Below are 16,240 nucleotides of genomic sequence, written 5' to 3' on the forward strand. Positions count from 1 at the left end.
AACATAAAATAAGCCTTATTTAATTTTGATGCTTTTGTGAGAAAAGTACCAAAACCGCTTATTTTTCAGGTTTTATATAAACCTTTTGAATACAAATTATAATTCAGAATTATGTCCCGAAAATTTCAGCATAATTTGCAAGAACCTACAAAATGATTAAACTAATAAAAATAGATGAAGACTCCAGGGTTCCTAAGTACAAGCAGATTGTAGATTCAATCCTGCAGAATATTGCCAATGGAAATCTAAAAATAAATCAAAAAATACCATCCATAAACAGTTTCAGCGAAGAGTTTTATATGTCGCGGGATACTGTTGAAAAGGCTTATAATATCTTAAAAGAGCGAAAAATTATCTCTTCAATCAGAGGAAAAGGATATTACATCACGCGAACTAAATTAGAATCGAAAGTAAATATTTTGTTTTTAATTAATAAAGTGAGCGCATATAAGATGAAAACCTACAGCTCTTTTATTAATACACTGGGAGCCAATGCCCATACAGACCTGCACATTTATCATTGCGACGAAACGCTGTTTTTGAATTTGTTAGACAAATTTGAAGGCGCTTACGATTACTATGTTATTACAACCCATTTTAAAACGGATGAGTTAAAACATTTAAGTTTTACCGATGAAGTAGCCAAAGCAATCCAGAAAATTCCTGACGAAAAGCTCGTTTTAATGGATAATATAAAACTTGGAATGGAAGGCGAAATTATCAAGATTTATCAGGATTTTGAAAATGATATTTATAACGCCTTAAAAGAAGGGCTTTCGAAAATATCAAAATATAAAAGACTAATTCTTGTATATCCTGAAAAAGCAGTTTATCCTTATCCGCGCAGGATCCTGCATGGTTTCAGAAAATTTTGTGTAGAACATGAAATCAATTTTGAGATTCTAAGCGAAGTTTACGATGATATGATTCTTAAAAAAGGTGATTTGTTTATTACTATTGAAGAATCTGACCTAGTGAATTTAATGAAACAGATTCGCGATGAAGAATATGTTTTAGGCAAAGATATTGGCGTGATCTCCTATAACGACACACCACTTAAAGAGCTTTTAGGAATAACCGTAATGTCAACCGATTTCAATGTAATGGGAGAAACCGCTGCGAGAATGATTTTGAACAAAGAAAAAGGTCAGGTTAAAGTGCCTTTTAATTTTATTGATCGAAATTCTATCTAAGGGGCTAAGGTTCTAAGATACTAAGGTTCTAAGGCTTTTCCGCATCGTTTGTCATTTCGAGGAACGAGAAATCACACTTGTTTATCTACACAGCTTTTCGCCATTCTTTGTAGTGTTTCTAGTATGATTTCTCGTTCCTCGAAATGATAATGTTGTGTTCATAAAATGCGATAGACGCACTGCTGTGTGTGTCTGCAACAAAACCTCTTGTAAAAAAACCTTAGAACCTTAGTATCTTAGAATCTTAGCACCTTAAATAAAAGCTATTTCTTAACCACCAAAAAAATATTTGGCTTAGGCGCCGGCATCATGTCCTTTCCCATGTAAAAACTTGTATGAGGAGGCTGATTGTAACCTACATTTTGCCAAGCGATACTCAATCTGTATTGAGGATCATGCATCAAAGTGTATTGCCTAATTTCGGTTGGAATTGTCGTAGAATAAATTCGTAACTCTGTATTGTCTTCAGATCTCAGAATCAGCTCTTCTCTCCAGTCTCCAAAAAGATCTGCAGAAAGTGCTGGTGTAGATTTTGTTCCATTATTAGAAACTGCTCCTGTTGCTGTAAATAATCTTCCTTTATCGTATTTATCAATATAATTTGAATTCAGTAATTCTCTTGAAGTGTCACCATCCCAGTAAATTAAAAAATTAATAGAGCTTGGTGCTTTTCCTATCACTTTTCCTTTCATGTCATATAAATTGGGAGAGCCTGACCACCAGCATTGTGCACCTTTTCTAGTCGGGTCAATATTATCTGCAACGCCTCTGCCGACATCTTCATTGATTGAATCCGTAAACAAAACCTTTCCATCGGCTGCTGAAACCAAAGTTACTCCAGGTCCAGTTGTTCCGTTTTCTATTTCGTGTATTCCAAAAACCTCTAAACCTGGAACATCCAGATCAAGATCAGAGACATGCAAAGCATCACCGTGTCTAAAACCTGTGGTATACAATCCTTTTCCATTATCGTCAACACACATCGAGCCGTAAATTATTTCATCTTTTCCATCGTTATCTACATCCGCAACTGTAAGTCCGTGATTTCCCATTCCAGAATACGGATTTTCGGCATCTTTACTGTCAAAAACCCATCTCGAAGTTAATTTGCCGTTTTTAAAATCCCAAGCGGCTAAAACGGTTCTTCCGTAATACCCTCGGCACATTACAACACTCGGATGTATGCCGTCTAAATAAGCAATACAAGCCGTAAAACGATCAATTCTATTTCCTTTTGTATCATTTCCCCCACTGCCTCCATGTCCGCCCCAGCCAGCAAGATCACCTCTTTCAGCAATATAATCTACTGTTGTAATTAGTTTTCCGGTTCTTCCATCAAAAACAGAAAGAAATTCAGGTCCTTTTAAAATTTTTCCAAAAGTACCTGAAGCAGGATCCCTATCGACCCAATCTTTTGAGGCATCTCCTACTACGTTATTTTGGCTGTCCGTTGTTCCGTCCGCCGTTTTACAGACAAATTCTGAAATTCCGTCGCCATCCAAATCATACACCATAAATTGTGTATAATGTGCGCCTTCGCGGATGTTTTTTCCTAAATTAATCTGCCATAAAAACTTGCCTTCTAAAGTATACGCCTGAAAAATAGGAGGATCCGTAATTCCGGTATGCGAATTGTCATGTGCTTTTCCCGTCATATGGACGATCAAATCATATTTTCCGTCTCCATCTAAATCGCCTGTTGAAAGATCATTTGGAATATAACCTTCAACCGGTTTTATAGCAATTGACAAATAATCTTTATCTGGACTAGAAGCCGGAATCGTAAAACTTCCTTTTGCATCCGTTTCTTTTCCTTTTAAAACCGTTTTTACAAACCAAGTATTTTCTTCCTGAGCATTTGCCTTTGTATCCAGAAAATTAGTTGCGCCAGTTATAGGTTTATCGTTTAATTTGATTGCTTTTTTTGAACCGCTTTTTCGATATAAATTGAAAGCTAAAGCATCAGAGTCTGTGCCTAAAACGCGCCATCCAATAAAAAATTGGCCTTTGTCTTTTATAACAATTATGCCTCGATCAAGGTTTTCCATTTGCCTTTGCGCAAAAAGGGAAGCTGATAAAAGCAATAATAGTAGTGGAATTATTTTTTTCATAATTGGCTTGATTATTTTAATTGTAAATTTTCACGCAGATTAATGATTTTAGCAAATTTGCGCAGATTTTTTTAGTCTTCTTGTCATTCCGAGGAACGAGGAATCTACGCGAGTAGCTCCGCAACGAGAATTACAAATCTTTGTCGAGTTTCGTGTGTGATTCCTCGTTCCTCGGAATGACAAACTAAACTCAAAAACCTTAGCAACTCAGAACCTTAGCAACTTAGTATCTTAGCATCTCTAAAAACTAAAAAAACTTCTTAAATCCTTCGCTTTTTACTTTCCATGTTCCGTCTTTTGGAAAACCTGGATTTTCTTCCGTATTTCCATCCCATCCAGCGCACATCATAGCAACTGCTGTTAATAAACCTCCGTTTCCGGGAAGGTATAACGTCAATCTTTCTGCTTGATAATTATGTCCGTTTTTTAAATACGTATTTGTTGTCACGTTCATAAACAAGGCATCAATTGCTTTTTCAGGCATTTGCAAACGCGCTGCTGTCATTGCTGTCATCGGAAAATCCCAACCCCAAGTTTTATCCCAGGACCAAGTATTCCAAACCAGATCAAAAGTATTTTTCATGATTTTTTTATCCAAAAGAGAAGTTTCAGGCAACATGCCAAAAGTTCCCAAAACAGATGGGTGATCGGTTTTGAATTCTGGGTTTGTGTACGAATCAGTTGCGCTTTCTGTTGCCAGATAAACTTGATTTGCAACGGGTAATGGAGATAACTTAGCCAACACATTTTCCCATTTTTCAGGTACTTTTTGGTTTAATTTTTTCTTCCACACGATTGCTGTTTTTAAGGCCCAATTCCAATAAGCCAATTCATAAGTTGGGTTAAAAGTTTCCATCGCCTTAAAGCGTTCTTGTGCCGGAATTACACCGGGTCCCAAAACATAACGATCGGTTTTACTGTCATAATTTGCAAACGAAGCCATGAAATCTGCTGTTGCAAAAACACGTTCGCTGTATAAATTTAATGTCGCATTTGTTGGTTTGTCGCGGTACATTAATTCGGCATATGTAATAAAATGCGGCTGCTGCCAAAGTAAAAATGATCCCACTGATGACGGACTTTCATTACCATCGGGGTCGGTCATTTTTTGCCATCTTGCGCCTTCAAAACCTTGTCTTTTTGCTATATTTTTTGCTTTATCAAAAACCTTTTGATACCACGGAAGACTTTTTTCCAATAATTCTGGTCTCCCCCAAAGTGCAAAATGAACACCGTGCCACCAATGCATTTCTAAATGCGGTTTGCCATACCAGCTGTTATAAGTTAATCCCGTTTCCTGTGGAGGTATTTTTCCAGTACATTGTACTTTTGTCAAATATTGAGAAAGTATAACTCTTCTTTCCAGTTCTTTTGCACGCGGATCTGTGCTTCCTGAAAAATCTACCGCAGCACCACTTTTCCAGAATTGTTCCCAGCCTTTTATACTGCTGTTTTCGATTTCTGCGAAAGATGAATTTGAAACTTTTTTATCTGCTAAAGCAAAAAGACAACTCAATTCTAAAGTATTCGTATTTGATGCTTCAATAACAAAATAATGATCCGAAGTCTTTTTTATCTGCGCATTTCCTTTCCAATTCAAACTGACGTTATACGAAATGCTGTCCATAACATGCGTTATAACAGCTTCTGTTTTTGACTTTTCGACAAGCGTACTTTTATAATCTTCTTTTCCCTCCCATTTTGTTCCCATATCGGCCCAATCTCCAGTTGGAAACGGAATTCTCAAACTTATTTTTAAGCGTTTTTGCTGTAATAAATCTGATTTTACTTTTACGCCAATTGCGTCTTTTTGCTGATGTGAAACCGTTAAAACGGTAACTGGAATTCCTTCAACTTCAAAATAACTTTCTATTTCTCCAGTCCATAAATTCAACTTTTGAGAAATCGATTTTATGTCTGATGGGATTACTGCACTTCCGTCTTTTTTGATAATTTCAAAACCTAAATTTCCCAATTGCAATAAATGAGGATTTTGGCGAAACCAATTTACCGCTTCAACTTTTCGAGCGGGCTCTTTTATCTGAACGGTGTATGAAATATCCCTTCCGTACTGTTTGTAATCTTTTAAAGTTTCTGAGAATTTATAACCATTTGTGTTCTTATAACTGTCCCAGCCCCATTCTGACTGTGTTCCAAGCGGAATTCCGTGCTGATAGGTTTTTGGAAAAGTCTGCAGTCCAGTAGCATCAACAGTAAAAGCAAAAGCACCGTTTCCGACAGTTAAAGAAGCCAAAGTATCTATAGCAGAAATTTGAATATTATGGCGATTTACTAATGCTTTTCGGTCAATTTTCTGCTGTGCCGATAACGAAATCGCAATTAGAAATAAAGTAATTAAAAGTTGTTTTTTCATTTGGTTATTTTTTAACAGTTACAGTTCTCACAGTATTGTCATTTCGACGAAGGAGAAATCACACTAGTAGCTAGACAACGATTGGCGACATTCTGTGAAGAATTTCTAGTGTGATCCCTCGTTCCTCGGGATGACAATATTGTGTTATAAGAAAATAAAACAGTCCTTCATATTTCGTTTTTCTCATTCCACATTATCTACTTTTCAAATTGACACATTCTCTAATTAAACTAATTACCTGATTAACGTCAAACTCATCAAACCAATCACCACATCATTGGCAATTGTTTTAAGAGTCAGGCTTTTTAATGTTTTATTTTTGTTCAGTGGCAAATCTAAAATTGTTGCAGCGCCGCCGTCAACACCATAATTTGTAAATCCTTTTATGATGCTGAAATGGTTAAAATTCCTTGAAACTTCACCTGATTTCAAATAAACTCTTGGCGGTTTTGGAGCATCTGTCGTAAACGCCAATCCGTCTGTAAAATAATCCTGTTCGATTGGCCACCAGTTTTCTGGATTTTTTAACTGTAAAATCTCAAAAGTTCCGTCTGTATATTCGAATTTTATTTCGCCATTTATCATACGGCTTTGCATTGGGTTTGTTGTTCCGGCAACCATAAAATAAGCGTGTGAAGCTTTTCCCTCAAGCGGTATATTAATGCTTTCAGGATAATTATCCCACATAGAAGTGAAAACAATATTTTTCTGATTTTCATCAGATGGTGTTTGAAACGAAATCCCTTCTGGAGTTCTAATCTGTCCGTTTGCTTTTGCTTTTTGGCGCAAGCCAGAATCATCAATTTTTACAGCTAAATTTGGATAACACCAATTCCCAATTCCTTGTTTTGGAAGTTGGATTGACGTGGTTTTGGGTCTTGGTGATACATATTCGTTATTAAAAATATCGGTAACTTTTGCATTAAAAAAAGCTGAAAGCGAAACTGTTTCAAATTTATTTTTAGAGTTTAGAGGGATATCCCAATTCGTAAAAGTTATTTTTTGAATAACTTTTGAATCGTTTTTTATTGAAAAGCTATTTGTTCCCGGCATTAAATCCTGAACGGGAATTTGAATTGATTGATGCTCTTTTAAATCTAAAATAATTTTATCCTGATTTTCTTTAGCGGAAGCATCAAAAACCACATTTCCTTCAATCTTTTGGTTTGTATTGTTTTTAAGCGAAATTTCTAAAATACTATTAGAAAGTTTTACCTGCGATTCAATTTTAGATTTTAGTATAATTTCTAAAGGATGCCACCATGCAAAATCGCCTTGTTTCAGCTGCAAAAAAAACATCTTATTTCCATCTCCCTTTACACTAGAATGAAAAGTTTTCTCTGTCTTCGAAATTTCCCCTAAAAAAGATTGCGGATCATAAACCGAAACAATTTCAGCTTTAGCCGTTATTAAATGCAGTGCGTCGCCTGAAGCATAATTTAATTTCGAAAACATTTTTTCTAGAGTACCGCCTTTCCAATTTATTTTAATGTCATAAACTGAATTATAAGGCGCTTCGATACTAATTTTTGGTGCTCCGATACTTTCCGGAATCACTTTCCAACTCTGCGCTTTTCCGTTTACGGTAATGCTTTCGATTCTGTCATAAGGGGCGCTGAGAACCAATTTTAAATTCATTTTTGAAGTAAAATGATTTTCAATATGATAAGTATCTGTCTTATTTTCTCTTTTAAAAGAAAAAGAAACATCTGGAATTTCTAAAGAAGCATTATCCCATTTTGAAGGAAAACCGGGCTGAATAGTCAAAACTCCAGCGATTGCGTCAGGCTGAATTCCGTACAAACCTTCAACCAAAGTTCTCGACGCCATACCAATTGGGTCTGCAAAATCTCGGTACAATTCACCTCGCATTGCATCTTGATACATCAGCTGTTCAAAACCTCCTGGCGAAGGACTGAGATACATACTTTCTATCAATGCACTTTCCCACATTGTGTAGGCTTTATCGGCTTCTCCTCCTTGCCAGAAAGCCAAAGAAGTATGCAATTGTTCAGCCAAAGCCACATTATTGATCGACCAAGTATACGGCTGCCAATTTGTTGTACTAATTACATAAAGGTCTTTTTTATCTAATCCTTCGGCCGAAATGGGTATATGCGGAATCTGATTATCAATATAACTCAACATTTGATAACTCTCAAAAGGCGTTGACAATTCAGAATCGATTGTATGGTAAATACTCCAGATTCCCGGCGTTTCATGTAATAATCTATTTCCTAGAGCATCTTTATATTCGGCAAAAATTCCTTTATTTTTTAACCAAAGCTGATCATTTGTGGCTTTTATAATTTTATCCGCTTCCGCAGAAAATGGATTGGCATCTTCGTTTATATTTTTAGCAATTTCTGCAACTGTCTTATTCGCGTAATAATTATAAGCTGAGGAATGAATCACGCCTCCTCCGCTATATTGTAAAGCATCGCTAGCCCAAATCGACGCATAAGCATCATAAAGTCCGTCGCCATCTGCATCAAAATTTCTTTTTTCCCAATCTAAATGTCTCTGAATGGTTGGCCACATTTCTTTTATAAAAGCTGTATCACCTGTCCATTTAAAATGACGCAACATTTCGTCTATAAAAACCAAATTCATATCGTAATGATGCGGAATCGTATTTTTATTCGGGCTACGGCTGATGTAACCGCTGCTGAACATAGATGTTCCCATTTCTTCTTTCTGGCGTGCTAAATTTTTTTCAGTATCAAAAACAACTGGGCCGTTTGCTGGCGTTGTAACCTGCGAATTGCTGTAACTCGAGAAATGCGATTTTGCACGGTCGTGCCATCCTAAAGGATCAGCAGTATATGCGCCGCGCCACGCGTTCAGGTACATTCTCCATGCAATTGCGCCGTGGAGATAAGCTGGACTTTCCCAAATTCCGTCAGCCGCTATTGAAAGAGCTGAACCTAAAGTATTAATATAAGGATCCGGCGTTACTACTTTAACTCTGTTTGCTAAAATCGCTGTTTCTTGAACTGATTTATCAAAAAGCTCTGCTAAACCTTTTTGCGAAACATTAAGTTTTAAATCTTCTGTAGAAAATAGCCAATAAATATCTTTTTGAACATTTTTTGTTTTTCCAGTAATGACTGGCAAAGATTCTGGCTTAGCATTATAAAGTTCTAAAGGCGAATTTTGCTGATTTGCATTGGCTAAATGTGTTTCTGAGTCGGGAAAAAAGCCAAACAGACTTTTATTGTTTCCTGTTTTTTGTTTGTTGCTTTCTGAACCGTATTCCAGTAAAAAAAAATCCTTATTTAAAGTGTATGTATTATTGATGCAATATTCAGGCTGTAAATAAAAGACCGATTCTGGATCTGCACCGATATCGCCGTCACGACTGAACTTCTTTCCGGTTGCACCGCCAAAAGTCCAAAGTAAATTGATTTTTTTATCAATATTTTTACCATAAGCTTTTACAATAAAACCTTCTTTTTCTTTTAAAGCGACAACGTCAATAAAGAGCTTTCCGTTTCCTAAAATCGGGTCTTGGATTTCGTAGCACATGGTTCCCAAAACATAACGAGTATCAATTTTTGATGCTTCGGTAATCCATTTGCTTTCTTTTCCATTTATCAAACCTAATTTAAGATTTCCTCCCATTCCTGGCATGTACATTGCAAATTCAGGCAAATCGCCCGTTTCGACTCTAAATCCGGTATTAGAACCGTATAGAGCACGATTGAATTTTCGGGTACCATTTTTTAATACAAAACTATTTCCATCAGGCGCATAATGAATTTTTCGAACTGCTTTTTCCTGCCCAAATGTTATAACTGAACATAAAAGGAACAACACAATTAGAATTTGAATAGAATGCCGTTTTGTTTTCATAAAATGGTAAAAATGACTAATTATAAATAAACATAAAATAAAATTATTATGTATTTATTTTATTGATTCAATAATTATGATGCAATTTCTTTGTTTTTTTGTGGTATAGTATCCTGTACCTACCTGATTCATTAAATATAAAAACTATATTAAATTTTAGCGATTTCAAATTGTTTTTAACATCATAGTACAGGATAGTATATCAAAAATGAACCGCTAGATTTGAAAATCAAATAAATTAAAATCTCAAAAAATTGATAAAAATTAGAATATTACTCGTCTCTTTTTGTCTTTGCATGCCAGCTGTTTTCTTTGCTATGCATTCAAATGGAAATTTAATTTTATCAAAAGAAATTTCGGCTGATAGTACTAAAAATACTAAACCTCTATTATTTCAATTTGGAACTGCTTTAAAAACTTCAAAAGCAAAAATCATAAATAATGCTTTGGTTTATAATTCAACTTTAGGATATGGCTTTGATTTTAACTCAGTTTCGAATGTAAAAATCAATTCTAATTCTTTTTCTGTTGAAAAACCAACCTATTTTTCAGTAAAACTTCCTGAAGGAAATTATCAAATTGAAGTTCTGCTCGGAAGTTCTGAAAAAGAATCAAATGTTACTATAAAAGCAGAATCGCGACGATTAATGCTCGATCAGCTTTTTATTAAAAAGGGAAAAACAGTTACCAAAATTTTCAACGTAAATGTGAGAAATCCAAAAATAGATGACAATATTAATGTTACTCTAAAAGATAGAGAAAAAGATATTTTAGATTGGGATGATAAACTGACACTAGAATTTTTGGGAGAAGCATCTATCCAAAGTATAAAAATTACGCCAAAAGATAATCTTACCGTTGTTTATTTAGCGGGAGATTCAACAGTTACAGATCAAGATGTTGAGCCTTGGGCCTCTTGGGGACAATTTATCACAAACTATTTTGATGATTCTGTTGTGGTATCAAATTATGCTTATTCTGGTTCAGCACTGAGTTCTTTTAAAGCTGGAAACCGCTTAAAAAAGATTCTTACTCAAATTAAAAAAGGAGATTATTTATTTGTCGAATTTGGGCATAACGACGAAAAAATAAAAGGCGAAGGAAATGGCGCATGGGGATCGTACTCCATCTTATTAACCGAATTTGTTCAGTCAGCCAAAGATAAAGGTGCAATTCCGGTTTTAGTAACGCCAACACAGCGCCGGTTTTTTAATGAAAACGGAACTTTAAAAGAAACACACGGCGAATTTCCTGATGCGATGCGCGCAGTTGCACAAAAAAATAAGATTGCGCTTATTGACATTACCAAAATAACAACAGAATTATACGAAGCTTGGGGCGACGAACCTTCTAGAAAAGCTTTTGTGCAATACCCTGCCAATACTTTTCCAGGACAAGAAAAAGCTTTGGATGACAATACTCATTTTAATAGTTTTGGAGCAAATGAGATCGCACTTTGTGTACTAAGCGGCATTCGTGAGCTTGATATTCCATTAAAAAAACAGATTAAAAAAGAAATACCAAATTACAATCCGAAAAAACCAAATTCTATTTCGAACTGGACTCTACCAATGAGTGCTCGCTTTGAAATTTCAAAACCAGATGGCAATTAACCATCAAAGAATTCAATTACTATGCTGCTAAAAAACACTATCAAAAACCTCTCTATTATTGCGTTTACGCTTTTTCTGACCCAAAACAGCAACGCACAGCAAACAAATAAAATTTATCTTTCCGGAAAAGATTTTGAACATCCTGTACAATGGGATTTTTATTGTACGGAAGGAAATAACAGTAAAACCTGGTCTAAAATAAATGTTCCGTCGCAATGGGAACTAGAAGGTTTTGGCGAATATACATATGGAAGATGGTACAAAGAATTGAACCAAAAAGAACCAAGCAAAGAAGAAGGCTTATACAAATACGAATTTGAGGTTCCTGCCGATTATAAAGGCAAAGATGTTTTGATTGTTTTTGGAGGCGCGATGACGGATACAGAAGTTAAAGTAAATGGAAAACTGGCGGGAGCAATTCATCAAGGCGGTTTTTATGAATTTAAATATGAGATTTCAACTTTACTAAAATATGGTGTTAAAAATACTTTAGAAGTTCATGTCTGGAAACATTCTGCCAATAAATCAGTAAATGCAGCAGAAAGAAGAGCAGATTGGTGGCTTTTTGGAGGTATTTATCGTCCGGTTTGGCTGGAAGTTTCTCCTAAAACTCACATTGAAAATATTGCCGTGAATCCAAAAATGGATGGCTCTCTGACTGTTGATTTGGATCTTAAAAATATTTCTAAAAACACAACTTTAGAAGCCACTCTTAAAGGATTAAATGGAGAAAATTTTCAAACTTTTACTTTTCCGATTAAAGCAAAAAGCATAAAGGAATCGATTGCAGCACAATGGAAAAATATTAAACCTTGGAATCCAGAAAATCCTAATTTATATGATTTGCAGTTGGTTTTAAAACAAAACGGAACTACAATTCATCAATACAATAAACGCATTGGCTTTAGAACGTTAGAATTTAAAAAACAAGACGGAATTTATGTCAACGGTACTAAAATTTTGATGAAGGGAATCAACCGCCATTCTTTTTGGCCAGAAGGCGGACGAAGCACCAGCAAACGCATCAGCGAATTAGATGTCAAATTAATCAAAGACATGAATATGAATGCGGTTCGAGGGCATTATCCGCCGGACACGCACTTTTTAGAAGTTTGTGATTCGCTAGGTCTTTTTGTTTTGAATGAATTGGCTGGCTGGCAAAACTCGTACGATACTGAGACTGGAGCCAAATTAGCAAATGAAATGATTACACGCGATGTGAATCACGCCTCTGTAATTATTTGGGATAACGGAAATGAAGGCGGTTGGAATTATGATACTGATAAGGTTTTTGCAGAAAAAGATCCACAAAAGAGAATTGTAATTCATCCTTGGGCTGATTTTAATGGCTGGGACACGCATCATTATCCTACTTATTTAACTGGAATGCATCGTTTTAACGCAGGTGAAAATGTATTTTTCCCAACTGAATTCATGCACGGAACATACGATAACGGACACGGCGCAGCCCTGGAAGATTTCTGGAACCGCTATAAGGAAAGTCCGCTTTTTGCTGGAGGCTTTATGTGGGCAATGCTAGATGAGGCTGTAAAACGCTCAGATTGGACAGGAGATGTAAAATTTGACTCAAAAGGTTCGCTTGCCGCGGATGGAATTCTTGGACCTCACCGTGAAAGAGAAGGAAGTTATTATACAGTTAAAGAAGTTTGGGCGCCAATTCAATTTCAGCCGAAACAGGTTTCAGAAGATTTTGACGGATCGTTCCTCATTAAAAATGAATATCTTTTTAGTAATTTGAATTCTTGCAAAATGGAATTTAAAGTATTAAAAGCAGATAATAATGTACTTTATACAAATGGAACTTCTAAAGAAATAAGTGAAGGAAAAATTGAAATTCCGAATATTGATCCAGGTGAAACACGCAAAATTCAATTTGCGGTTCCGAGCAATTTTGCGGAAGGCGACATTTTATCGATCTCAGCTTATGATCAATTCAATAAAGAAATTTATACTTGGACTTGGCCTATTCATAAAGCTAAATTTTATGCTTCTAAATTTTTAGCCGTTCAAAATACAAAAGCAAAAGCAACTGGCGTAAAATCTGGAAATGAAATCACTTTAAAAGGAAGCGATGTTACCGTTACTTTTGATGCTGCAACTGGAGAAATCATGTCTATTAAAAATGGAACATCAACTATTTCGCTTACAAATGGACCTCGCCCAATTGGTATGAAAGCAAAATTAAAAGATATTCAGCTTTCGCAAGAAGGAGATAAAGCTGTTTGCAGTGTTTCGTATGCTGGCGGATTATCTTCTATAAAATGGATTATGGAACCGGACGGAAGATTTAAAATGGAATTAATTGCCCTTAAAAATGCATCTGGAGGAGAAGGTTTTGACGGTGCTTTTTTTGAAGATAAAATCAGTGCTTTTGGAATTACGTTTAGTTTTCCTGAAAAAGAAGTTACTGGCATCAAATGGTTTGGAAGAGGTCCATATCATGTTTGGAAAAACAGAATTAAAGGAACAACTTACGGTATTTGGGAAAAAGAATATAACAATACCATTACAGGTGAAAGTTTTGAGAATCTAATTTATCCTGAATTTAAAGGATATCATGCCAATTTATTGGGAGCAAATTTAAAAGCGGGAGCATCTTCCTTTAAAGTTTTCAGTGAAAATGATAATTTATTTTTGAGATTATTTACGCCTGATTTGCCAAAAAATGGCTTTGCAGGAAGCAACCCACAACCGGCTTTTCCGGAAGGAGATATTTCGTTTATGTATGAAATTCCAGCAATGCGAGATTTTAAACCTTTAGAACAGCAAGGACCTCAAAGTCAGCCGACAAACATTCGTATTAAAAGCGGAGATGACGGAATTAAAATGAATTTGTGGTTTGATTTTAGAGATAAGATTTAGTTTCAAGTTTCATGTTTCATGTTTCAAGTTTCATGTTTCAAGTTTCAAGTTTCAGTGCCGAAGCTTCGGGATCAGGTTTCAGGTTTTAATCTTTATCTATAAAATCGATGATTTTGATTACGGAGTTTCTAGTGTGATTTCTCCTTCGTCGAAATGACAAATTAGATAAAAAGGGCTTCGACTTCGCTCAGGATGACAATCATTTTCATAATAATACCTATGTCAGGCTGAGCGAAGTCGAAGGCTCGTTTTACATCTTACCTATTACATTTTACAACACACAATATGAAAACATTTAAAATACTTTTCGCCTCTATTTTGGCACTATTATTTTTCAATTTTACATCTAAACAAGACGACAAACCTACTGTTTATATGGTTGGCGATTCGACCGTAAAAAACGGAAAAGGCGACGGAGCTGGCGGGCTTTGGGGCTGGGGAGATTATATTGGGCAATTTTTAGACACTACAAAAGTTAACATTGAGAATCACGCTTTGGGCGGTACCAGCAGCCGAACATTTCAAGATAAAGGTTTGTGGATTGAAGTCCTGAACAAACTCAAAAAAGGAGATTATGTACTGATTCAATTTGGACATAATGATGACGGACCCATTAATGATACAATTCGTGCTCGCGGCACAATTAAAGGCATTGGAAAAGAAATGCAGGAAATAGACAATTTGCTTACCAAAAAACACGAAACCGTTCACAGTTACGGCTGGTATATTCAGAAAGTGGTGCAAGAGGCAAAATCCAAAGGAGCAATTCCGATTATTTGCTCACCGATTCCTAGAAACGACTGGAAAGACGGAAAAGTACCAAGAAATAACAAATCGTACGGTTTATGGGCCAAACAAATAGCTAAAAAGGAAAACGTTACTTTCATTAATTTAAATGAAAAAATGGCGCTTGAAATGGAGAAATTCGGCGAGCAAAAAGTAACGGGAACTTATTTTTACAAAAAAGATCACACACATACTTCTGCAAAAGGCGCTGTACTTTCGGCTTCAGTAATAATCAATGAATTAAAAGAGAGCAAAAATTCTTTAAAAAATTATATTTTAGGAAATCCAAAAATCGTACTTCCAGCTAAGAAAAAAGTATTTTTAATTGGCGATTCTACAATGGCCAGCAACGACGGCAATGCAGATGCTGTTGGCTGGGGAGTTGCTTTTCCTAAATATTGCGATACGACACGAATTGAAGTCATCAATAAAGCTCGCGGCGGCAGAAGCACTAGAACGTTTGTTAATGAAGGGCTTTGGGACGAAGTAAAAAAACAGCTTGAACCTGGAAATTTTATTATAATTCAATTTGGACATAATGATGCCGGAGCAGTCGACAAAGAAAAATTAAGAGGATCCTTAAAAGGTAATGGCGACGAAACTCAAGAAGTAATACGCCCTGACGGCTCAAAAGAAATTGTAAATACTTTTGGGTGGTATATGGCAAAATTTATTCGTGAAGCGAAAGAAAAAGGTGCTATTCCTATTGTTTTAAGCCAGACACCAAGAAATGAATGGCCAAACGATAAAGTAGAACGCCGAACGGATACTTACGGAAACTGGTCGAAAATTGCAGCCGATAAAGAAGGTGCATATTATATTGATTTAAATGAAATTGTTGCCTTAAAATATGAAGTTTTGGGTAAAGAAAAAGTAAAATCCTTTTTCCCAAAAGATCATACACATACGGGTTTAGAAGGTGCAACTCTAAATGCACTAACTGTTGCAGAGAGCCTTAAAAAATTAAAAGATTGCAATTTGAAAGATTATATTGAAATACCTAAATAATTGTTAGTTGTTAATGGTGAATTGTAAAATGCAGTTTGAGATGTTTCTAAGTAATTTCACAATTCATAATTAACAATTCATAATTAACAATTCATAATTAACAATTCATAATTAACAATTAAAAAAAAACCTCGTTTAATTACTTAAACGAGGTTTTATCTTTTGAATACAAAGTATTATTTTTTTGATTCTTCGATAGAAACTTTTCTGAATTCTTTTAAAAGTTTTTCAATTTCCAAAGTAGCTTTACGAGCTCTTGGTCCAGCAGCTTTAATACCTTTTTCAGTTAAAGATTCAGCTTCTGCTTTAAATGCGTCAATTTCGGCGTTGATTTTTACTAATAGATCTTTCATGCTTATACTTGTTAAATTAAGGCGCAAAAATAAATGTTTGCTGGAAAGATAACGCACGTTTAGT

General features: G+C 35.4%; 8 protein-coding genes. 4 read left to right on the forward strand and 4 right to left on the reverse strand.

What is annotated here, in order from left to right:
• Window positions 1-152 precede the first annotated feature (152 nt).
• Window positions 153-1,193 (forward strand): GntR family transcriptional regulator, encoded by a 1,041-nt coding sequence (locus IRZ83_RS14185; protein WP_029272598.1) that lies wholly within the window; start codon window positions 153-155, stop codon window positions 1,191-1,193.
• Window positions 1,194-1,456: 263 nt separating this feature from the next.
• Here IRZ83_RS14185 and IRZ83_RS14190 read toward each other — a convergent pair whose 3' ends face one another.
• From IRZ83_RS14190 to IRZ83_RS14200, 3 genes are all read right to left on the reverse strand, one after another.
• Window positions 1,457-3,304, reverse strand: coding sequence for a rhamnogalacturonan lyase (locus IRZ83_RS14190; RefSeq protein WP_194569722.1), 1,848 nt, complete (start codon window positions 3,302-3,304; stop codon window positions 1,457-1,459).
• A 247-nt stretch (window positions 3,305-3,551) separates the two neighbouring features.
• Window positions 3,552-5,678, reverse strand: coding sequence for a hypothetical protein (locus tag IRZ83_RS14195; protein WP_194569724.1), 2,127 nt, complete (start codon window positions 5,676-5,678; stop codon window positions 3,552-3,554).
• 234 nt (window positions 5,679-5,912) lie between these two features.
• Window positions 5,913-9,533 carry a DUF4450 domain-containing protein gene (locus IRZ83_RS14200; RefSeq protein WP_194569726.1) on the reverse strand — a complete coding sequence of 1,207 codons (3,621 nt, stop codon included), beginning with the start codon at window positions 9,531-9,533 and terminating at the stop codon, window positions 5,913-5,915.
• A gap of 317 nt (window positions 9,534-9,850) precedes the next feature.
• Between IRZ83_RS14200 and IRZ83_RS14205 the strand changes: the two genes are divergently transcribed.
• The 3 genes from IRZ83_RS14205 (at window position 9,851) to IRZ83_RS14215 (ending at window position 15,823) form a co-directional block, all read left to right on the forward strand.
• Window positions 9,851-11,146, forward strand: coding sequence for a rhamnogalacturonan acetylesterase (locus IRZ83_RS14205; protein WP_228520700.1), 1,296 nt, complete (start codon window positions 9,851-9,853; stop codon window positions 11,144-11,146).
• Between the two features lie 21 nt (window positions 11,147-11,167).
• Window positions 11,168-14,029, forward strand: a complete 2,862-nt coding sequence (locus IRZ83_RS14210) for a glycoside hydrolase family 2 TIM barrel-domain containing protein (protein ID WP_194569730.1) — start codon at window positions 11,168-11,170, stop codon at window positions 14,027-14,029.
• A 285-nt stretch (window positions 14,030-14,314) separates the two neighbouring features.
• A complete protein-coding gene (locus IRZ83_RS14215; protein ID WP_194569732.1) occupies window positions 14,315-15,823 on the forward strand; it encodes a rhamnogalacturonan acetylesterase in 1,509 nt (502 codons plus the stop codon).
• A gap of 176 nt (window positions 15,824-15,999) precedes the next feature.
• Here IRZ83_RS14215 and IRZ83_RS14220 read toward each other — a convergent pair whose 3' ends face one another.
• Complete coding sequence (locus tag IRZ83_RS14220; protein ID WP_029272605.1) at window positions 16,000-16,176, reverse strand: histone H1; 177 nt, start codon at window positions 16,174-16,176, stop codon at window positions 16,000-16,002.
• Window positions 16,177-16,240: the final 64 nt, after the last annotated feature.

It is taken from the genome of Flavobacterium sp. JLP (assembly GCF_015350755.1).
GTDB lineage: Bacteria > Bacteroidota > Bacteroidia > Flavobacteriales > Flavobacteriaceae > Flavobacterium.

Bases quoted from the DNA above. Each gene is read 5' to 3' on its own strand.
- IRZ83_RS14210 (WP_194569730.1), top strand. From the start codon at position 11,168: ATGCTGCTAAAAAACACTATCAAAAACCTCTCTATTATTGCGTTTACG.
- IRZ83_RS14215 (WP_194569732.1), top strand. From the start codon at position 14,315: ATGAAAACATTTAAAATACTTTTCGCCTCTATTTTGGCACTATTATTT.
- IRZ83_RS14220 (WP_029272605.1), bottom strand. From the start codon at position 16,176: ATGAAAGATCTATTAGTAAAAATCAACGCCGAAATTGACGCATTTAAA.
- IRZ83_RS14205 (WP_228520700.1), top strand. From the start codon at position 9,851: ATGCATTCAAATGGAAATTTAATTTTATCAAAAGAAATTTCGGCTGAT.
- IRZ83_RS14200 (WP_194569726.1), bottom strand. From the start codon at position 9,533: ATGAAAACAAAACGGCATTCTATTCAAATTCTAATTGTGTTGTTCCTT.
- IRZ83_RS14195 (WP_194569724.1), bottom strand. From the start codon at position 5,678: ATGAAAAAACAACTTTTAATTACTTTATTTCTAATTGCGATTTCGTTA.
- IRZ83_RS14185 (WP_029272598.1), top strand. From the start codon at position 153: ATGATTAAACTAATAAAAATAGATGAAGACTCCAGGGTTCCTAAGTAC.
- IRZ83_RS14190 (WP_194569722.1), bottom strand. From the start codon at position 3,304: ATGAAAAAAATAATTCCACTACTATTATTGCTTTTATCAGCTTCCCTT.